The organism is Pseudomonas prosekii (assembly GCF_900105155.1).
Classification (GTDB): domain Bacteria; phylum Pseudomonadota; class Gammaproteobacteria; order Pseudomonadales; family Pseudomonadaceae; genus Aquipseudomonas; species Aquipseudomonas prosekii.
In genome coordinates this window covers 893549-911812 of sequence record NZ_LT629762.1, presented here as the reverse complement: position 1 = coordinate 911812, position 18264 = coordinate 893549, and the positions used below count along the sequence as shown (strand labels likewise).

Annotated in this window: 17 protein-coding genes and 4 tRNA genes; 15 read left to right on the top strand and 6 right to left on the bottom strand. The window is 59.9% G+C overall.

The genetic code is table 11. From position 1 onward, the window contains the following. Nucleotides 1-149 precede the first annotated feature (149 nt). Complete coding sequence (locus tag BLU01_RS04170; protein WP_092271239.1) at nt 150-689, bottom strand: TetR/AcrR family transcriptional regulator; 540 nt, start codon at nt 687-689, stop codon at nt 150-152. A 91-nt stretch (nt 690-780) separates the two neighbouring features. On the opposite strand from BLU01_RS04170, the gene BLU01_RS04165 reads away from it, so the two are divergent. The 4 genes from BLU01_RS04165 to BLU01_RS04150 all read left to right on the top strand — a co-directional run bounded on the left by BLU01_RS04165 (nt 781) and on the right by BLU01_RS04150 (nt 5646). Beyond that, entirely contained in the window at nt 781-1974 is a 1194-nt protein-coding gene (locus BLU01_RS04165) for an MFS transporter (RefSeq protein ID WP_092271237.1), read from the top strand. 59 nt (nt 1975-2033) lie between these two features. Continuing rightward, nucleotides 2034-2345 (top strand): cupin domain-containing protein, encoded by a 312-nt coding sequence (locus tag BLU01_RS04160; protein WP_092271235.1) that lies wholly within the window; start codon nt 2034-2036, stop codon nt 2343-2345. 130 nt (nt 2346-2475) lie between these two features. Then, complete coding sequence (locus BLU01_RS04155) at nt 2476-3672, top strand: TDT family transporter (RefSeq protein ID WP_092271233.1); 1197 nt, start codon at nt 2476-2478, stop codon at nt 3670-3672. A 99-nt stretch (nt 3673-3771) separates the two neighbouring features. Next, on the top strand, nt 3772-5646 hold the full coding sequence (locus BLU01_RS04150) for an MFS transporter (RefSeq protein ID WP_092271230.1): 1875 nt from the start codon (nt 3772-3774) through the stop codon (nt 5644-5646). Between the two features lie 116 nt (nt 5647-5762). On the opposite strand, the gene sugE is transcribed toward BLU01_RS04150, so the two are convergent. The 3 genes from sugE to rdgC form a co-directional block, all read right to left on the bottom strand. Beyond that, nucleotides 5763-6077: a quaternary ammonium compound efflux SMR transporter SugE gene (gene sugE / locus BLU01_RS04145; RefSeq protein ID WP_092271228.1), complete on the bottom strand. Its 315-nt coding sequence runs from the start codon at nt 6075-6077 to the stop codon at nt 5763-5765. Between the two features lie 117 nt (nt 6078-6194). Next, complete coding sequence (locus BLU01_RS04140; protein WP_092271226.1) at nt 6195-7160, bottom strand: bile acid:sodium symporter family protein; 966 nt, start codon at nt 7158-7160, stop codon at nt 6195-6197. Nucleotides 7161-7310: 150 nt separating this feature from the next. After that, nucleotides 7311-8231, bottom strand: a complete 921-nt coding sequence (rdgC, locus tag BLU01_RS04135) for a recombination-associated protein RdgC (protein ID WP_092271223.1) — start codon at nt 8229-8231, stop codon at nt 7311-7313. Nucleotides 8232-8390: 159 nt separating this feature from the next. On the opposite strand from rdgC, the gene BLU01_RS04130 reads away from it, so the two are divergent. The 4 genes from BLU01_RS04130 to BLU01_RS04115 all read left to right on the top strand — a co-directional run bounded on the left by BLU01_RS04130 (nt 8391) and on the right by BLU01_RS04115 (nt 8929). Next, nucleotides 8391-8466, top strand: a tRNA-Val gene (locus BLU01_RS04130). 19 nt (nt 8467-8485) lie between these two features. Next, nucleotides 8486-8562: transfer RNA gene (locus tag BLU01_RS04125), tRNA-Asp, on the top strand. Nucleotides 8563-8761: 199 nt separating this feature from the next. Continuing rightward, nucleotides 8762-8837 (top strand) — tRNA-Val (locus BLU01_RS04120). A gap of 15 nt (nt 8838-8852) precedes the next feature. Further along, nucleotides 8853-8929: transfer RNA gene (locus BLU01_RS04115), tRNA-Asp, on the top strand. Between the two features lie 309 nt (nt 8930-9238). Here the strand turns inward: BLU01_RS04115 and BLU01_RS04110 are convergent. Beyond that, nucleotides 9239-10378 carry a catalase family protein gene (locus tag BLU01_RS04110; RefSeq protein WP_092271221.1) on the bottom strand — a complete coding sequence of 380 codons (1140 nt, stop codon included), beginning with the start codon at nt 10376-10378 and terminating at the stop codon, nt 9239-9241. Nucleotides 10379-10381: 3 nt separating this feature from the next. After that, a complete protein-coding gene (locus BLU01_RS04105) occupies nt 10382-12214 on the bottom strand; it encodes a di-heme-cytochrome C peroxidase (RefSeq protein ID WP_092271218.1) in 1833 nt (610 codons plus the stop codon). Nucleotides 12215-12484: 270 nt separating this feature from the next. Here BLU01_RS04105 and BLU01_RS04100 point away from each other — a divergent pair, with 270 nt between their 5' ends. The 7 genes from BLU01_RS04100 to BLU01_RS04070 all read left to right on the top strand — a co-directional run bounded on the left by BLU01_RS04100 (nt 12485) and on the right by BLU01_RS04070 (nt 18115). Next, on the top strand, nt 12485-13201 hold the full coding sequence (locus tag BLU01_RS04100; RefSeq protein ID WP_092271215.1) for an FKBP-type peptidyl-prolyl cis-trans isomerase: 717 nt from the start codon (nt 12485-12487) through the stop codon (nt 13199-13201). A 296-nt stretch (nt 13202-13497) separates the two neighbouring features. After that, a complete protein-coding gene (locus BLU01_RS04095) occupies nt 13498-13953 on the top strand; it encodes a YkvA family protein (protein WP_092271212.1) in 456 nt (151 codons plus the stop codon). A gap of 113 nt (nt 13954-14066) precedes the next feature. Next, nucleotides 14067-14408: a helix-turn-helix domain-containing protein gene (locus BLU01_RS04090; protein WP_092281458.1), complete on the top strand. Its 342-nt coding sequence runs from the start codon at nt 14067-14069 to the stop codon at nt 14406-14408. Next, nucleotides 14405-14776: a hypothetical protein gene (locus BLU01_RS04085; protein ID WP_003223109.1), complete on the top strand. Its 372-nt coding sequence runs from the start codon at nt 14405-14407 to the stop codon at nt 14774-14776. The genes BLU01_RS04090 and BLU01_RS04085 overlap by 4 nt, the downstream gene beginning before the upstream one ends. Beyond that, entirely contained in the window at nt 14777-15169 is a 393-nt protein-coding gene (locus BLU01_RS04080; protein WP_092271209.1) for an SEL1-like repeat protein, read from the top strand. Nucleotides 15170-15255: 86 nt separating this feature from the next. Continuing rightward, nucleotides 15256-16464: a chromate efflux transporter gene (chrA, locus tag BLU01_RS04075; protein ID WP_092271206.1), complete on the top strand. Its 1209-nt coding sequence runs from the start codon at nt 15256-15258 to the stop codon at nt 16462-16464. A 106-nt stretch (nt 16465-16570) separates the two neighbouring features. Beyond that, entirely contained in the window at nt 16571-18115 is a 1545-nt protein-coding gene (locus BLU01_RS04070; protein ID WP_092271203.1) for a class I SAM-dependent methyltransferase, read from the top strand. The last annotated feature ends 149 nt before the right edge of the window (nt 18116-18264 follow it).

The window sequence follows — 18264 nt, the reverse complement described above, 5'->3', positions numbered from 1 at the left end:
CGACCAAGGTCGTGGCGTGGCGGGGTGTCGCAGGCAGTTTTTCGGGGCTCATCGCGAGCAAGCTCGCTCCCACAGGGGATCGTGGTTGGACACAGAACAGTGGTTCGCCGCAAATCACTGTGGGAGCGAGCTTGCTCGCGATGACGGCCTCACTGACTCAACGCCATCTCAACCAACCGATGCAATTCCCCAACCTCCAGCGCCGCCGTCGAAAACAGAATGCTGAACACTGTCGGCGCCGCCAGCAGGTTGATCAGCCGGTCTACGCTCGGCAACGGTTGGTCAGGATACCGATCCAGAATCGTCTGCAATTGCCCGCCAATGATCGTCGCGCAGAACCCCGGCGTGGCGCTGCATTGCACGTCGCGCAGCATCTGGCGGCCGGGCTCGGAGCTCATCTCGTCGAGATATTGCTCGGCCCACGCGCGCAAATCACCGCGCAGGCTGCCGGTGTCGGCGGCCTCGGTGTCGGGGCGCATGCGCGCGAGGGCGACGTCGGCGAGCAATGCCGACAAATCCCCCCAGCGCCGATAAATCGTCGACGGCGTCACCCCCGCGCGCGTGGCGATTTGCGGCACGGTCACGGCCGCTCGGTCCTGTTCTTCAAGGAGCGCACGGACTGCCGAATGCACCGACTCTTGCACCCGGGCACTGCGGCCGCCGGGGCGTAAACCTTCTTTAATAGCCATAGGGCGGACCTTAACACAAAGAATTTGCTTTAAGCGCTAGCCAGTAGCACACTCCGCAAAAGCAAATACTTAGCTTTTGCGGAGTGTGCCCATGTCTCATCCAACATCAAACCTTGTCAGCCTGTGGTTTCTGGCGGTCACGTTACTGAGTTTTCTCGCCGCGTCCACGGCGCCGACGCCGTTGTATCACTTGTATCAGCAACAGCTGCAATTTTCGGCGGCAACCCTGACGCTGATTTTCGGCGTCTACGCCTTGAGTCTGCTGGCGGCATTGCTGACGGTCGGTTCGCTCTCGGATCACCTGGGACGCAAACCGGTGATTTTCACCGCTGTGTTACTCAACATGTTGGCGATGCTGCTGTTTATCAACGCCGACAGCGTCGCGTGGCTGATCAGCGCCCGTGTGCTTCAGGGGTTCGCCACTGGCATGGCCACGGCGGTGTTGAGCGCCGCGCTGCTCGACACCGACCGCCAGCAAGGGCCGCTGGTCAACAGCGTCGCGCCCTTGCTGGGTATGGCCGTCGGCGCGATGGGTTGCGGCTTGCTCGCCGAATTTGCGCCGTTGCCGTTGCAACTGACGTTTTGGCTGCTGTTCGGGTTGTTTGCGCTGCAAGCGCTGTACGTCTGGCGCCTGCCGGAAAGCGTCAGCCGCCTGCCGGGTGCGTGGGCGTCGCTGCGTCCGACCTTGCATGTGCCGGTGCAAGTGCGGCGGACTTTGTGGTCGGTGCTGCCCATCAACACCGCGGTCTGGGCGCTCGGCGGATTCTTCGCCTCGTTGGCGCCCTCGCTGGTGCACACGGCGACGGGCTCGACGTCGAACCTGATCGGCGGCGCCACCGTTGCCGCGCTGACCGTGACCGGTGCGCTGATGATCTACACCTTGCGCAATCACCCGGCGGACAAAGTGCTGCGCCTCGGCGCCAGTTTGCTGCCGGCCGGGGTGGCGCTGATCCTGATCGCCGTGCACAGCGCCAGCCTCGTGCTGTTTTTCATCGGCACATTGCTCGCCGGCTGCGGATTTGGCGCAGGTTTCCTCGGCGCTGTGCGCAGCCTCGTACCGCTGGCCTTGCCGCATGAGCGGGCGGGTTTGATGTCGGCGTTTTACGTGCTGAGCTACCTGGCGTTTTGCTTGCCGTCCTTGCTCGCCGGGAGCCTGGTCCGCAGCTTCGGCCTGATCGCCACCACCGATGGTTATGGCACGGTGCTGATCATCCTGGCCGTCGGCGCGCTGCTGGCGTTGCTGCGCGAGCGCTCGCTGAAAGTCTGTGGCGCCAACGGTCAATGATCGCTAGCCTTGCCTCGCCACAATTCCTAGCCTCTCGCCACTATTCGACGGACCGGCCCATGAAAATCATCCGCAGTAAATCTTTCACCGCCGAGCGTGCCTGGGGCGCGCTGGACATCGCCAACATGAACGGCATCACCACGCGTTTGCACTGGACTGATCAGCCGTACAAATGGCACGTCAACGATGGCGAAGAAGTGTTCGTGGTGCTTGATGGCCAGGTGCGCATGCATTATCGCGAGGAGGGCGTGGAGCAGCAGACGTTGCTCGATGTCGGCGATATTTTCTACGCCTCGGTCGGCACCGAGCATGTCGCACATCCACTGGGCGCGGCGCGGATTCTGGTGATCGAAACCGAGGGCAGCGTCTGACCTGTATCTGCACTACATATCTACACTACTTATCTGTAAAGCAGATAACAGTTAGAGATATTCCCCGTTATATAGATATTCGATTGGCTTCTATCATGGGCTCTACCTCATCAGAGGACAGGAGTTCGCCATGAATCGCCCCGATACTATTTGCCCCGAAACTATCAGCCCCAGAACTGATTGCTCCAAGGCCAGCAAGCCCAGCTTCAAACCTTTCAGCCATTTGCCGCGTCCCTTGGAAGCGATCCGCCAGTTCACCCCGAACTGGTTCGCCGCGACCATGGGCACCGGCGTGCTCGCCTTGGCGCTGGCGCAATTGCCCGGCGCCAATCCCGCGCTGCACATGGTCGCCGAAGGTCTGTGGCTGTTCAACATTGTGCTGTTCGTGTTGTTCAGCGCTGTGTACGCCGCACGCTGGGTGCTGTTCTTTGATGAAGCGCGGCGAATTTTCGGCCACTCCACGGTTTCAATGTTCTTCGGCACGATCCCGATGGGTTTGGCGACCATCATCAATGGCTTCCTGCTGTTCGGTTTGCCGCGTTGGGGCGATGGCGTGATTGCTGTCGCCGAAGTGCTGTGGTGGCTGGACGTGACGATGTCGCTGGCCTGCGGCGTGTTGATTCCGTACATGATGTTCACCCGCCAGGAACACAGCATCGACCAGATGACGGCCGTTTGGCTGTTGCCAGTGGTCGCCGCAGAAGTTGCAGCGGCCAGCGGTGGGCTGCTGGCGCCGCACCTCGCCGAGGCGCATTCGCAACTGGTGATGCTGGTGACGAGCTACGTACTGTGGGCATTTTCCCTACCCGTGGCGTTCAGCATTCTGACAATCCTGTTGCTGCGCATGGCCCTGCATAAACTCCCGCACGAAAGCATGGCAGCGTCGAGTTGGCTGGCGCTCGGCCCAATCGGCACCGGCGCACTGGGCATGTTGCTGCTCGGCGCCGATGCCCCGGCGATCTTCGCTGCCAACGGTATGCCAGGCATTGGCGAAATCGCCGAAGGGCTGGGGCTGGTGGCCGGGATCACGTTATGGGGTTTTGGGCTGTGGTGGATGCTGATTGCGCTGCTGATCACCGCCCGTTACCTGCGCGCAGGCATCCCGTTCAACCTCGGCTGGTGGGGTTTTACCTTCCCGTTGGGCGTGTGTTCGCTGGCGACGCTGCGACTGGCGAGCACGCTTAACCTGACATTTTTCAGTGTGTTTGGCTGCGCGTTGGTCGGGTTGTTGGCAGTGATGTGGCTGATCGTCGGCAAGCGCACCGTGCAAGGCGCGTGGCGCGGCGAGCTGTTTGTCTCGCCGTGCATTGCAGGATTAAAGCAATAACCGGCAAAGTTTAGGTAATGTGTGGCCTGGATCGGCGTGCGGTATTCCAATAACAGCCTGCATCGCCACTCTTTAGCCAACATCAGGGACACACGGAAGATGAGTCATCCCTCACAATTCAGCCTGCTTCGCACCCGGCGTTTCCTGCCGTTTTTCGTGACACAGTCCCTTGGGGCGTTCAACGACAACATCTTTAAGCAGTCGCTGATCCTCGCCATTCTGTACAAATTGACCATCGACGGTGACCGTTCGATCTGGGTCAATTTGTGCGCGTTGCTGTTTATCCTGCCGTTTTTTCTGTTCTCGGCGCTGGCCGGGCAGTTCGGCGAGAAATTCGCCAAGGACGCGCTGATCCGGCTGATCAAGCTCGGCGAAATCGCGATCATGGCGGTCGGCGCGGTCGGTTTCATGTTCGATCACCTGTCGCTGATGCTGGTGGCGCTGTTTGCCATGGGCACTCACTCGGCGCTGTTCGGACCGGTGAAATACTCGATCCTGCCGCAAGCGCTGCATGAAGAAGAGCTGGTCGGCGGCAACGGCCTGGTGGAAATGGGCACGTTCCTGGCGATTCTCGCCGGGACCATCGGCGCCGGGATCATGATGTCGTCGGGGCACTACGCACCGATTGTGTCGACGGCGATCATCGGCATCGCGGTGCTCGGTTACCTCGCTAGCCGCAGCATCCCGCGCGCCGCCGCCGCGTCGCCGGAAATGCGCCTGAACTGGAACATTTTTACCCAGTCGTGGGCCACGCTGAAGCTCGGTCTGGGGCAGACGCCTGCGGTGTCGCGTTCGATTGTCGGCAATTCATGGTTCTGGTTTGTCGGGGCGATTTACCTGACGCAAATCCCGGCCTACGCCAAGGAATGGATGCACGGCGACGAAACCGTGGTGACGCTGATTCTCACCGTGTTCTCGGTTGGCATCGCCCTCGGTTCGATGCTTTGCGAAAAGCTCTCCGGGCGCAAAGTCGAAATTGGTCTGGTGCCGTTCGGCTCGTTTGGCCTGACCGTGTTTGGGCTGCTGTTGTGGTGGCATTCCGGCGGAATTCCCGACAGCGTCACCGGCCACGGCTGGCTCGAAGTCCTCGGTTTCGGCCACACCTGGCTGGTGCTGATCGACATCCTCGGGCTCGGGGTTTTCGGTGGTTTCTACATCGTGCCGCTGTACGCGCTGATCCAGTCGCGCACCGCCGAGAACGAACGCGCGCGGGTAATTGCCGCAAACAACATTCTCAATGCGCTGTTTATGGTGGTGTCGGCGATTGTCTCGATCGTGCTGTTGAGCATGGTCAAACTGTCGATTCCGCAGCTGTTTCTGGTGGTGTCGGTGCTGAACATCGGCGTCAACGCCTACATCTTCAGCATCGTTCCCGAGTTCAGCATGCGTTTCATGATCTGGCTGCTCAGCCATTCCATGTACCGCGTCGAGCACCGCAATCTCGATCTGATTCCCGATGAAGGCGCGGCGCTGCTGGTGTGCAACCACGTTTCGTTTGTGGATGCGCTGCTGATTGGCGGCGCGGTGCGTAGGCCGATTCGCTTTGTGATGTATTACAAAATCTACAACTTGCCGGTGCTGAACTTTATCTTCCGCACCGCCGGGACTATTCCTATCGCCGGGCGCAACGAAGACATTCAAATCTACGAAAAGGCCTTCACGCGCATCGCCCAATATCTGAAGGATGGCGAGCTGGTGTGCATCTTCCCCGAGGGCAAGTTGACTGCTGACGGCGAGATCAATGAGTTTCGCGGCGGGCTGACGCGGATTCTCGAAGAGACGCCGGTGCCGGTGATTCCGCTGGCGTTGCAAGGGTTGTGGGGGAGTTTCTTCAGTCGCGATCCGGGCAAAGGGCTGTTTCGTCGGTTGTGGTCGCGGGTAACGATCGTGGCGGGGCCGGCAGTGGCGGTGGAAGTGGCTGAGCCGGCGAAACTGCAGGTGTTGGTGGGGGAGTTGCGCGGCAGCGTCAGGTAGTGGGTGAATTGGATGGACTCTTCGCGGGCAAGCCTCGCTCCTACAGGTACGGGATTGTTCGCGTCTGATGCGCGAACCTGTAGGAGCGAGGCTTGCCCGCGAAGGCCATCTAATGGCTAGGCGCTAATCTTCAGCCCAACCAACCCGGCGATAATCAGCGCCACGCTGGCCAACCGAAACAGCGCCATGGATTCGCCAAACAGAATGATCCCGGCGATTACCGTGCCCACCGCGCCGACGCCAGTCCAGATCGCGTAGGCGGTGCCCAGTGGCAATTCCTTCACGGCGAGACCGAGCAAACCCAGGCTGATCACCATGGCGCCAACGGTTAATACGGTAGGGAGAGGGCGGCTGAAGCCGTCGGTGTATTTCAGGCCAACGGCCCAGCCGACTTCAAACAGGCCAGCGAAAAACAGAATGATCCAGAACATGCGAGACCTCCATCGATTGACGGGGTCGTCCCCAGATTAATGACTCAATCGAGTCGCAAGGTCGTCCTCGCGTTGGGCAATAGTGCCCAGCATTAATCCGGGGATCAAGTTCGGCGCTTACTCGGTGGCTTGCCGCGCAGCGGTTTCGCGATCTTCTTTCTCGCTCATGCGACGGAAATAAGTCGAGAGCAACGCCCCGGAAATGTTGTGCCACACACTGAACAGCGCGCTCGGCACCGCCGCCAGCGGCGAGAAGTGCGCACTGGCCAGCGCGGCGCCCAACCCCGAGTTCTGCATGCCGACTTCCAGAGCCAGCGATTTACGCTGTGGCAGCGGCAGTTTGAACAGGCGCCCGGTGAAGTAGCCGAGCAAGTAACCGAAGCTGTTGTGCAGCATCACCACCGCCATGATCAACAGCCCGGACTCGGCGATTTTCGCCTGACTGGCCGCGACCACTGCCGCGACGATGATCACAATGCTGACCACCGACACCAGCGGCAACACTTCCACGGCGTGGCGAACCTTGTCGCCGAGGATCCGCTGCGCGACGACGCCGAGGATGATCGGCAACAACACCACTTGCAGGATCGACCAGAACAGTTCCATGAACGAAACCGGCAACCACGCCGAGGCCAGCAGCCAGATCAGCGCCGGCGTCAGCAGCGGGGCGAGGAGGGTGGTGACGGCGGCGATGGCCACCGATAACGCCAGGTCGCCGCGCGCCAGCCAGGTCATCACGTTCGACGAAGTGCCGCTTGGGCAGCAGCCGACCAGAATCACCCCGACGGCGATCTCCGGCGGCAGGTGAAATACCTGGCAAAGCAACCACGCCATACCGGGCATGATCACGAAATGTGCGACCACGCCCAACGCCACGCGCCACGGATGGCGGGCGACTTCGGCGAAGTCTTCGAGTTTGAGGGTCAGGCCCATGCCGAACATCACCAGCCCCAGCAGCGGCACGATGGCGCCTTTCAGGCCGATGAACCACGCCGGTTGCAGGAATGCCAGAACGGCGAAAATCAGCACCCAGTAAGCGAAAGTGTTGCCGACGAAGCGGCTTAAAGCGGCGAGTGCGCGCATGGCCCGATCCTTTTTTTATTTAGTAGCAGCACAAAACCAAATGTAGGAGTGAGCCTGCTCGCGATAGCGGATGTTCAGTCAACAGGTGTGTTGAATGTCAGTCCCTCATCGCGAGCAGGCTCACTCCTACAGGTTGGATGTCACCAGGTTTTAGATACCCTGCGGGGTTTCTTCGCCGCCCAGCGCTTCAACCAGCGCCGGCAGGAAGTCGCCGAAGGTCAGCATCATCAGGGTGAAGCTGGCATCGAGTTGGCCCAGGGCCTCTTCGCCGCCGTCCTGTTCCGCTTGATCCTGCAACAGGTCTTCGAACTTCAGGCGCTTGACGGTCATTTTGTCGTCGAGCATGAACGACAACTTGTCCTGCCATGCCAGCGACAGCTGCGTCACCACTTTGCCGGTGCTCAAGTGCAGCTGGATTTCTTCGCTGGTCAGGTCCTGACGTTTGCAACGCACGATGCCGCCGTCTTCGTGGGTGTCGCGCAGTTCGCACTCGTCCAATACAAAGAAGTCGTCCGCGGCTTTCTGAGTCTTGACCCAGTCAGTCATGGTGGCGGTCGGGGCCATTTTCACGGTCAACGGACGCACCGGCAGCGAGCCGACCACTTCACGCAACGTCGACAACAAGTCTTCGGCACGTTTCGGGCTGGCGGAGTTAACCAGGATCAGGCCTTGTTTCGGCGCAATCGCAGCAAACGTCGACGAGCGACGAATAAAGGCACGCGGCAGGAATTCGAGGATGATTTCATCCTTGATCTGGTCGCGTTCCTTTTTATAGACCTTGCGCATTTGCGTGGCTTCGATCTCTTCGACCTTTTCCTTGACCGCGTCGCGCACGACGCTGCCCGGCAGAATGCGTTCTTCTTTACGTGCAGCGATCAACAGGAAGTCGCCACTGACGTGCGCCAGCGGAGCATCTTCGCCCTTGCCGAATGGCGCGACGAAACCGTAGGTGGTCAACTCCTGGCTTGCACATGGACGCGCCAGTTTGGTCGCCAGTGCAGTTTCCAACGCCTCGGCATCAAAAGGCAGATCTTGGGTCAGGCGATAGATAAGCAGGTTTTTGAACCACATGGGGCGAGTCTCTCCTTTATACAAAGGGGGGCATTATTCTCTTCGCGGCGCCATAGGCCAACCCTTCTCTAAGCCTTTGGAAGGCCTCGGAAAATTAATTAAAAAAGTGCTTGCCAGAGGTGGGGGTGCTCCGTAGAATGCGCGCCACACCGAAACGAAGGGTGATTAGCTCAGCTGGGAGAGCGTCTGCCTTACAAGCAGAATGTCGGCGGTTCGATCCCGTCATCACCCACCATTCGTTCTTAGTGTTACGCGCAGCGGTAGTTCAGTCGGTTAGAATACCGGCCTGTCACGCCGGGGGTCGCGGGTTCGAGTCCCGTCCGCTGCGCCATATTCGGTAACCTGGAATGCTGAACGCCAGGTCACCACGGAAAAGCCCGCTCACGCGGGTTTTTTTCTGTCTGTTGTTTGTCTGTTGTTCCCGCGGGATGTGTCGTTTCACTGGTTTTCGGATTTATTTGAAAAATTATTCAATTAAATCAACACGTTACGAAAACTTGTGGCATAATGCGCCCCGCAACGAAGGTAAAGGGTGATTAGCTCAGCTGGGAGAGCGTCTGCCTTACAAGCAGAATGTCGGCGGTTCGATCCCGTCATCACCCACCACTTTCAACGCTACGCGCAGCGGTAGTTCAGTCGGTTAGAATACCGGCCTGTCACGCCGGGGGTCGCGGGTTCGAGTCCCGTCCGCTGCGCCATATTCGGTAACCTGGAACGCTGAACGCCAGGTCACCACACAGAAAGCCCGCTAAATGCGGGCTTTTTGCTGTCTGGGGTTTTTTTTTACGGGTTTGGGTTTTACGGGTTTTGGGCTGAATAGGCTTTCTGTTGAACAGGGAATGGCAAGTCGCCCCGCAAACCTGTAGCAGCTGGCGAAGCCTGCGTTCGGCTGCGAAGCAGTCGCAAAACCTGCGAACGAATTCTGCCTGACCCCGCGCGGCGCCCGATTCACGACTGCTGCGCAGCCGAACGCAGGCTGCGCCAGCTGCTACAAGGAAGGGGTGTGTCTACTGCTGCTCGGCATTACGGCTGTGCCGGTAATCGCTGACCGCTTCGTACACCGCTTTTCGCAGCCGATTGATCCCACCAATCGGCCGATGCGCTTCCACGCCGAACCATGGGTTGAATGACTGGTTATCGCATTGCAGATTCAGCGCCGGTGTATCGAAATCTTGCGCCGGCAGATTGATCTTCGCCACCGTCTCGAACGGCGCATCACTTTCCCGCCATTCCACACTCGTGTCCTCGATCGGCATGTACTTGGCCGCATTCTGCCGCTGAATCTGCAGAACAAAACACGCCGGTACTCGATCCGTCGACAACTGCTGATTCAACGCATTGCGCAGAAAGTTCGGCAACGCCTGATTTTGCTTCGGCAAGGTGTAAGCGGGGCAACTGGCCGGGTCCGGCATCACGCGAAACTTGGCATTACCCTGACCAAATTTGTAGGGCGAAACCGAAAAGTATGTAGTCTGCGTCGGGCTGTCCGGTGCCGGGGACAGCGTCGCCAGTGCGATAAACAAATGCCGAACCTGCCAGGTGCGCGGATCCCAACCGGGAAAGAACGCCATGACCTTCTTGCCGTCAGCCTGTGCGGCCACGTTCTGACGGTACTCGGCGACATCGCTGACAAAGAAATTCGGGTGACTGAACATGACGAAATCCTGCTCGCGCCGCCCAGCCTGATCCGCCAGTAGTTGCTTGCCCGGCACGTCGAGCAACTTGATCGCCATGCCCCGCGCATCACGAATGCTGTCGAATTGCGGATACGCGTTGCCGTTGGACAAGCGCACCGTCGCTTGCCAGGTTTTGCCCGGCTCACTGAACACACCTTGACGCAAATCCGCCGACAGCTGCGGCAACACCTGAACCTCGGCTTTCACGCAGCCATGCGCTTTGGCGTGAGCATCGCGCAGGTAGCGCGTGCTTTCGCGGTGCTGATCGACGATGCGCACGGCGGTCTGAATGATGTCCTGAGTCATCGCTGTTTCACCGCTGGGGATCTGCTCTTCAGCAGACACCGCGCCGCTGTGCTGCCAGGCAAACCACGCGGTGGCCAGCGCCCAGCCAAGCAATCCCAGCCCCAGCAACCACAACAGCAATTTTCCGAGGAAGGCGCCAAGGCGCAGCCAAAGGGTGATCAGCATTATTCAGTCCTTTTGAATGGCGACAATTTCTGGCAGTTGCGCTTCCAGCGGACCGCCCAGCACTTTCAGGTATTCGAGCAGCGCCCAACGTTCCTGCGGTTGCAGCAAACGGCCAATAACGCCGTTGCCACGCTTGCCGGCGCGGAATTCGTGACCGCTGTTGTGATTGCCGGTGATGCGCGTATCGAACAGGAAACCGTCGCTGAACGCTTGCGTGCGATAACCCAAGTGTTTCGGGTCGTACTCGAACGTGCCTTTATAGAAGCTGCTCGCGCGCTCATCCTGCGGCGAGAGCAATTGATACAGGCTCGGCACTGAACCGTTGTGCAGAAACGGCGCCGTCGCCCACACGCCTGCCAGCGGCCGGGCCTTGTAGGCGCGCAGTTCCTGGACGCCGATGGGCAGGCCGAAACCGTCCAGTTCCGGACGTTCTGCCGCGGTGACGCCGGCATCGCGGTAAGCGCGGTTCTCGACGAAAGCGGTGACATACGCCAACCCTTTGGCCACCGAAAGTCTGCTCAAGTCCAGTGGCTCGGTGGGTTTCGGGTGCAATTGCACATCGAGTTGCGCGAGTTCTGCCGGGTCCCATTGCAGCGCGCTCAGGTCGAAACGATGGTCGGCAATGTTGTCGGCAGCGGTGGGGTCGGTGCCGATGGCGGCGACCGGCAACAGATGCAGTTGCTGCACATCGCGCCCGTTAATCGTCTTCACCCGTGGCACATGGCAACTGGCGCAGTTCTCGGTGAACAGCGTTCGGCCCTTGGCGGCCAAGGGTTTGTCGACGCTGCCCAATACGTCTTCCGGCCACGTCGGCGGCTGGAGCCGTTGCAGGGTTTGTTCGATCAAGTGCAGGTCGCGCACGCGCACGCTCGACGGGTAACGCGCATCGCCCTTGAGCGGCTGACCATTGGCGTCGAAGAAATTCAGCGTCGCGCCCACGCCCAACGCCTCGCCGATATTGCGCGCCATCGGTTGCTGGGCCGAACCGTTCCACTGCACCCAATCAAACGTCCACATGTCCCACAACTGCGGGTAGTCCACCGGCGCGTTGGCCACGCGATAGTTGTCCGGCGAAATCGCGTCGCCGAAACTGGCATTGGCGATACGCCCGAACGCATCGGCGCGGCCGGGGCCTTCTTCGGTGGGGTAGAGCCCGCGATGGGTGTCGTTCCAGGCGACTTTGAGAAACATGTCCAGCGAGCGTTTGTAGTCCGCGCGTAGGGATTGATGCCCGTCCTCGTAGTCCGCGCCCAACACGTTGCGTGCGAAACGTTCGAATTTCCACGGGTTGTAATAGGTCGCGGCAAGGCTCGCGACCAGCGCCTGACCAAAACTGCCGCCACGCAGGGTCGGCACCGTCGACGGCAAAACATGCAGCGCCGCGCCGCCATCGATGCGCACAGCCTGGCCGTTGAAACGCAATTCGCCGGTGTGGCATGCGGCGCAAGTGATGTCCAGGAATTGCGCCTGGCTGCCGGGGTTCTGGTGGCGGGCGAACCCTACGGGCAGGTTGCCGGGGTTGTCCGGCGTAGCTTTTTGCGCGGGATCGACCAGAAAACCGAAACGCGCCAAGTATTCCGGCGCGGCAAAACGCTGCTGCGAGAACGGCAGTTCCAGCGCCTGAAACCAGTCGTAATGCAGGCCTTTGACCTGAGTGCCCTGCGGCGTGAAGTAATAGGTCTGGCGGTCGGCGGCGCTCCACTGCTCCAGGTAATGCAGCTGTTGCGCGGGGGTGTAGGCCGGCAGTTTTGGGTTGGCGATGTAGTACACAACCACAGCGAGGCCAAGCCCTAGCAGTACGGCGATCAGAACCAGCAAGCGGAGTAGGAGGCGCAAGATAAAACGTCCTTGTCGATTTATAGCGCCTTTATGCATCAGTGGCTCGGGTGGCGGCAAGTGGCCATTACGCCAAGTCGTAGGAACTCGCATCAGTGCGCGTCAGACGAACCTGACAGAAACTTCATCCCGCGCATTCCTGAAATGCTTTAAAAGACCTGAACTTATCGGCTGTTTCCTGCTCTCATGCCGGTAGCCATTGGTCGTGGCCGCCTGATAAGCTCGCGGCTTTATTCGATTGCCCTTTAGGCGCATGAACAAGGAAATAGCATGAAACAGCATCGGTTGGCGGCGGCGGTGGCCCTGGTTAGCCTGGTACTTGCGGGTTGTGATTCGCAGACCAGCGTAGAGCTGAAAACCCCGGCGCAAAAAGCTTCCTACGGGATTGGCCTGAACATGGGCAAAAGCCTGGCTCAGGAAGGCATGGACGATCTGGATTCCAAGGCCGTCGCTCAAGGCATCGAAGATGCCGTCGGCAAGAAAGAACAAAAGCTGAAGGACGACGAACTGGTCGAGGCCTTCGCAGCACTGCAAAAGCGTGCAGAAGAACGCATGGCGAAAATGAGCGAAGAGTCGGCATCCGCCGGCAAGAAATTCCTCGAAGAAAACGCCAAGAAGGCCGGTGTAGTGACCACTGCTTCCGGTCTGCAATACGAAGTCGTGAAAAAAGCCGATGGTGCTCAGCCTAAGCCGACCGACGTAGTGACTGTTCACTACACCGGCAAGCTGACCAACGGCACCACGTTTGACAGCTCGGTTGATCGCGGTAGCCCGATCGACCTGCCAGTCAGCGGCGTGATCCCGGGTTGGGTCGAAGGCCTGCAACTGATGCACGTCGGCGAGAAGTACAAGCTGTACATTCCTAGCGACCTGGCTTACGGCGCGCAAAGCCCGAGCCCGGCAATCCCGGCCAACTCGGTGCTGGTGTTCGATCTGGAACTGTTGGCGATCAAAGATCCAGCAAAACAAGACGACGCTGCCAAGTAAGCGCCGTTTGCTGCAAAAACAACGCCTCGCATTATGCGGGGCGTTGTTGTATCCGGGGTTTGACAAACCGCGATCAAAGCGAACGGATGCGCAAGGTTGCAGTCATAGCCATTGAGGACGCCAGTGCTAGCCACACCTCGGCGCCAAGTCAATGAAATCTTGGGTTTTTTTATGTGAGTAAAAAACGCCCGATCTGAGCTCAGCCCTTATGAAACGCGGCTTCCAGCCGCGAAATGCAGCTCTGTTCACAAGGTTATCCACAATTTGTGTGGATAACATTTCAGCGGGAGGAAAACATGAAAGCACCCTGGAATCTGGCCCGTTTTCTGCCATTGGCCGGCCGTTTGCTGGCTCGTGGCCGCCTGCCAACGCTGCTGTTCGCCGTCGCCAGCAAGGCCGGCAACGAAGGCAATCGCCTGGGCAAACTCAAGGATGATCTGCGCTTGTTGCAGGCCTTGTGCCTGGCTTACTGGCGCGGCGAATACCGTGGCATCAGCCGCAAATCGATCCTCACTGTCGTCGCTGGCCTGATGTATTTCCTCAGCCCGCTGGATGCCATCCCGGATTTCATCCCGGTGCTGGGCATGTTCGACGACATCGCCGTGCTGGCGTGGATCATGAAAACCCTCGACGACGAGCTCAACGCTTTCCGTGCCTGGCGCAATCGTCAGTTACCGGAGAAGTTGGCCAGGGTCGAACGCCTGCCCGATACCCCGGAACAGCTGCAATTGCAGAAACCCAAAGATCTTTGATCAGGTTGATCTTCAACCTTAGATGCATGCCCCCGCGACCTTGGCCGCTGTTAGGATTACACTTCAACGGAAAAGCGCCGACTCGCTAAGTGTCGTTGTCCTACGGGGAAGTCATGGATATTCAGATAATCACACGCGAAGGCGAGCCCGAATATGCAGTTTTGCCATGGGCTCAGTACCAAGCTCTACTGAAAGCAGCAGGCATCGAACCACAACCGCCGCGAGCCGCCACAGCGCGTCCCGCGGCGACCCCGGACCAGATTCTTCCTGGTCTGGACCAACTCCGCAGTTTGCGCGAAGGGAAGGGCATCGCCATTGAGGCGCTTGCCCGCACGGTAGGCATCAGCCCGTCTTATCTGGCCTTGATCGAAAGTGGCGAGCGTCAACCTGACGCAGCGATTCGTCGCAGTCTGGCCTGGGAATTGACGGTGCCAGGATGGAGGGATGAATCGTGAGCGTACGCATCAGTCGTCAACATTGGGACGGGTTGTTAGGTGAACTGGACCAGGCGCGCCGCCAGCGCCATCTACTGACCTACCGCGCGTTGCTCGAACGATTGCAATTGCCCACGCCGGCCATGCAAACCCTCACCGCCGCCCTCGAACACCTCGCCGCCCTCGATGCCAAAGCCGAGCAGCCGTTGCGCAGCTCGCTGGTCATCAGCCAAGGCGCGAGCCGCCTGCCACGCACCGGTTTTTTCGAGTGCGTCGAACGCCTGGGGCGCTTCTCCGGCCCTTCGGACGGAGTCGCCGCCGCCTCTTGGCATGCTTCCGAAGTGGTGCGTGTGTTCGAATACGAGTACCCCGAATCCGCGGAGGCTTGAGTGTTTTTACGACTCAAGGCGCGGGCAAGTTACTGGTTGGCCCGTAGGCTGTTTCACTGGCAATGGTTTGTGCGCTCGCCGCGCGGCTGGAAATGGCTCGAAGGCCAATTCGCGCGCATGGCCAACCTCGGCGACGTCGGCGCGCAAAGCTTCTATGGCCACATCCTGACCTTCCGCGGCGTCGGCCTCGGTGCGCGTGAAGAAGGCGTGCGCTTGCTGCGCCTCGCGGCGTTGGCGGGGGATGGCAAAGCGGCGTATCAGGTCGGCGTGATTTGTCTGGCAGGCACGCCGAGCAAAGCACCAGACGCTGCAGAGGCGGCGCGGTTCTGGCAGATTGCCGTGAAAGCCGGGCACCCGTTGGCCGAAATCAAGTTGAAAGAATTGCTCGGGTGATCGTTCCCATGCTCTGCGTGGGAGGATATTTTTCATAACCTGAATACGCTCCCATCGCTCAATGAATGAACCTGGAACCGCGACCTATGGCCGATTTCCCTAGCGCCGAGCGCATCAATGCCTGGTCGGTATTCCTGATCTTCCTGCGCCTCGGATTGACCTCGTTCGGCGGGCCAGTCGCGCACCTGGGATATTTCCATAATGAGTTCGTCATCCGCCGACGTTGGCTGACCGAGCGCGGTTATGCGGATCTGGTAGCGCTGTGCCAGTTTCTGCCGGGGCCGGCGAGCAGTCAGGTCGGTATCGCGTTGGGCCTGTCCCGCGCAGGTTACGGCGGGGCGCTCGCGGCGTGGATAGGGTTTACCCTGCCGTCCGCGACGATGATGATCTTGTTGGCGCTGGGTCTCTCTCATTACGGCACGGCCGTTGCGCCCGGCGCGCTGCATGGCCTCAAAGTCGTCGCTGTCGCGGTTGTCGCCCAAGCCGTCTGGAGCATGGCCAAAACACTGTGTGCTGACCTGCCGCGAGTGACCCTGATGGCCATTGCTGCCTGCGTCGCGCTGCTTGCGCCGTCCGTTTGGACCCAGGTCGGCGTGATTGTTGTTGCCGGGCTTGCAGGCCTGTTGCTGTTCAATCCGCCGCAAAGCACCCGGCATGATGCGCTGCCGATCAACATTAGCCGCAGGGCCGGAGCGCTCTGGCTGACGCTTTTTGTGCTGCTGCTGGCCGGGCTGCCGCTGCTGACCAAGCTATTGCCCAATCAAAGCCTCGCACTGGTGGATTCGTTTTACCGTTCCGGCGCATTGGTATTTGGTGGTGGTCATGTCGTCCTGCCGCTGTTGCAAGCCGAAGTGGTGCCCACCGGATGGGTCAGCAATGAAGCATTCCTCGCCGGTTATGGCGCTGCGCAGGCTATGCCCGGCCCGTTGTTTTCGTTCGCGGCGTTCCTTGGCGCGTCGATGAACCTCACGCCGTCGGGCTGGGCCGGTGGGTTGATCTGCCTGTTGGCGATCTTCGCCCCAGCCTTTTTGCTGGTGCTGGGGGCCTTGCCTTTCTGGGAGCGACTGCGCAGCAATGTGCGCGCGCAAGCCGCACTGGTCGGGGTCAATGCAGCGGTGGTCGGCCTGCTGTTGGCCGCGTTCTATCAGCCGGTCTGGACCAGCGCCATCGTCAAACCGCAGGACTTTGGGTTGGCGCTTGTTGCGCTGCTTGCCTTGATGTTTTGGAAGTTGCCACCGTGGTTGGTGGTGGTTGCAAGCGGCGTAGCGGGGTGGGCGGCCAGTGTCATTGCTTGAACGGACCCGTCGAAAAGAATCTTGCTGCCACGCGTTTCTTCTTGTGGCCCGCAACAACTCCCCCTATAAGAACAACTTTTCCTCCTCGAAATAAAAGGATGCACGCATGAGCTCAGCCTGGAACGAAGGGTATTTCACGGACGAGGGTTACACCTACGGGTATTCCCGCGAAATCAATCCAGTGTTCCAGCGCTATTGCTTGTTGCTGCGCGGTTTTGCCGCCCTGGAAAGCGCCGAGGCCTGGCACTGCGAATTGGGCTTCGGCCAAGGCGTGTCGATCAATATCCACGCCGCCGCCAACCCGGGATCCTATGTCGGCACCGACTTCCTCCCGGCCCAAGCGGCGCACGCCAGTGGGCTCGCAACCGCGTGGGGCAGCGATGCGCGGCTGTACGACGACAGCTTCGAGCAACTGCTGGCGCGCAATGACTTGCCGCAATTCGACAGCATCAGCCTGCACGGCATCTGGACCTGGGTCAGCCGCGACAACCAGAAACTCATCGTCGAATTCGCCCGGCGCCACCTCAAACCCGGCGGCATGCTCTACATCAGCTACAACTGCTTGCCAGGCTGGTCGCCATCCGCACCGTTGCGCCAGTTGTTCAGCCTGCACAACCGCTTTGCGTCGCACACGTCCGCGCGCCCGAACGAGCGCATTGACGCCGCGCTGCAATTCTCCGAAGCACTGCTGGCCGCCAACCCCAAATACGCCCAAGCCGCGCCGAACCTCGGCGCCAAGCTGCAAAGCGTTAAAGGTCAGGATCGCCAATACGTCGCCCACGAATACTTCAACCGCGACTGGGACTGCATGTATTTCACCGACGTGGTCGACGCCCTCGCGCCCGCCAAACTCGACTACGCCGCCACCGCGCTGCCGCTGGACTCGGTCGACCCGCTCAACCTCAGCGCCGAAGGCATGGACTTCCTCGAAGGCATCGAACACCCGATCATGCGCGAACAGGCGCGCGACTACTTCGTCAACCAGAGCTTCCGCCGCGACCTCTACGTGCGCGGCGCCAACCGCCTGTCCACCGCCGAGCACCGCGAAGCCATGCTCAACACGCGTTTCGTGCTGCTGCAAGTCATAGAAAGCGTCCCCGGCACCGTCACCGGCCCCGTCGGCGAAGCCTCGTTACAACCGGAAATCTACGACCCGATCCTCGAAGCGCTGGCAGCCAAGGCCTACGCGCCGAAAACCTTGCGCCAGCTAATCAGCGCCGTGCCGTCGATGACTTACCACGACGTCGAACAGGCCCTTAACGTATTGATCGGCATGCACGCCATCGCGCCATGCCAGAGCGAAGCGGCCGAGAAACTGGTGCAAGCGCGTTGCAGCACCCTCAACTTGCAACTGTGCAAACGCTCACTGTTCGCCAACAAGATCCAAGTACTGTCGAGCCCGGTTACGGGTGGCGGCGTGCCTGTGAGCCGATTCCAGCAGTTGTTTTTGATCGCGGTCATGCAAGGGAAAAAACTGCCGAGCGAATGGGCGCAGTTCGCCTGGGACATTATTGGTGGGCAGGGCGAGGGGATATTGAAAGGGGATAGGGCGCTGACGACGGCGGAGGAGAATATTGCGGAGTTGAAGGAACAGGCTGTGGGGTTTGCTGAGACGTCGATGGTGGTTTTGAAGGCTTTGCGGGTTGTTTGAGGTTTGTGATGAACTGTGTGCGACCGGTTTGAGCTGTAGGCATTTTTTGCTTTTATAGCCGACCGTTACTATCAGTGGCTGCTTTGCCGAAGCAGGCCTTGGTAATCCTGCTTTCGGCTAATTGCGGTCATTCTGTCTGTCTACGAGAA

Excerpts from the sequence above, each read along its gene's own strand:
- BLU01_RS04090 (WP_092281458.1), top strand. The coding sequence starts at position 14,067 with ATGGATATTCAGATAATCACACGCGAAGGCGAGCCCGAATATGCAGTT.
- rdgC (WP_092271223.1), bottom strand. The coding sequence starts at position 8,231 with ATGTGGTTCAAAAACCTGCTTATCTATCGCCTGACCCAAGATCTGCCT.
- BLU01_RS04170 (WP_092271239.1), bottom strand. The coding sequence starts at position 689 with ATGGCTATTAAAGAAGGTTTACGCCCCGGCGGCCGCAGTGCCCGGGTG.
- sugE (WP_092271228.1), bottom strand. The coding sequence starts at position 6,077 with ATGTTCTGGATCATTCTGTTTTTCGCTGGCCTGTTTGAAGTCGGCTGG.
- BLU01_RS04160 (WP_092271235.1), top strand. The coding sequence starts at position 2,034 with ATGAAAATCATCCGCAGTAAATCTTTCACCGCCGAGCGTGCCTGGGGC.
- BLU01_RS04155 (WP_092271233.1), top strand. The coding sequence starts at position 2,476 with ATGAATCGCCCCGATACTATTTGCCCCGAAACTATCAGCCCCAGAACT.
- BLU01_RS04150 (WP_092271230.1), top strand. The coding sequence starts at position 3,772 with ATGAGTCATCCCTCACAATTCAGCCTGCTTCGCACCCGGCGTTTCCTG.
- BLU01_RS04110 (WP_092271221.1), bottom strand. The coding sequence starts at position 10,378 with ATGCTGATCACCCTTTGGCTGCGCCTTGGCGCCTTCCTCGGAAAATTG.
- BLU01_RS04165 (WP_092271237.1), top strand. The coding sequence starts at position 781 with ATGTCTCATCCAACATCAAACCTTGTCAGCCTGTGGTTTCTGGCGGTC.
- BLU01_RS04095 (WP_092271212.1), top strand. The coding sequence starts at position 13,498 with ATGAAAGCACCCTGGAATCTGGCCCGTTTTCTGCCATTGGCCGGCCGT.
- BLU01_RS04100 (WP_092271215.1), top strand. The coding sequence starts at position 12,485 with ATGAAACAGCATCGGTTGGCGGCGGCGGTGGCCCTGGTTAGCCTGGTA.
- chrA (WP_092271206.1), top strand. The coding sequence starts at position 15,256 with ATGGCCGATTTCCCTAGCGCCGAGCGCATCAATGCCTGGTCGGTATTC.
- BLU01_RS04070 (WP_092271203.1), top strand. The coding sequence starts at position 16,571 with ATGAGCTCAGCCTGGAACGAAGGGTATTTCACGGACGAGGGTTACACC.
- BLU01_RS04140 (WP_092271226.1), bottom strand. The coding sequence starts at position 7,160 with ATGCGCGCACTCGCCGCTTTAAGCCGCTTCGTCGGCAACACTTTCGCT.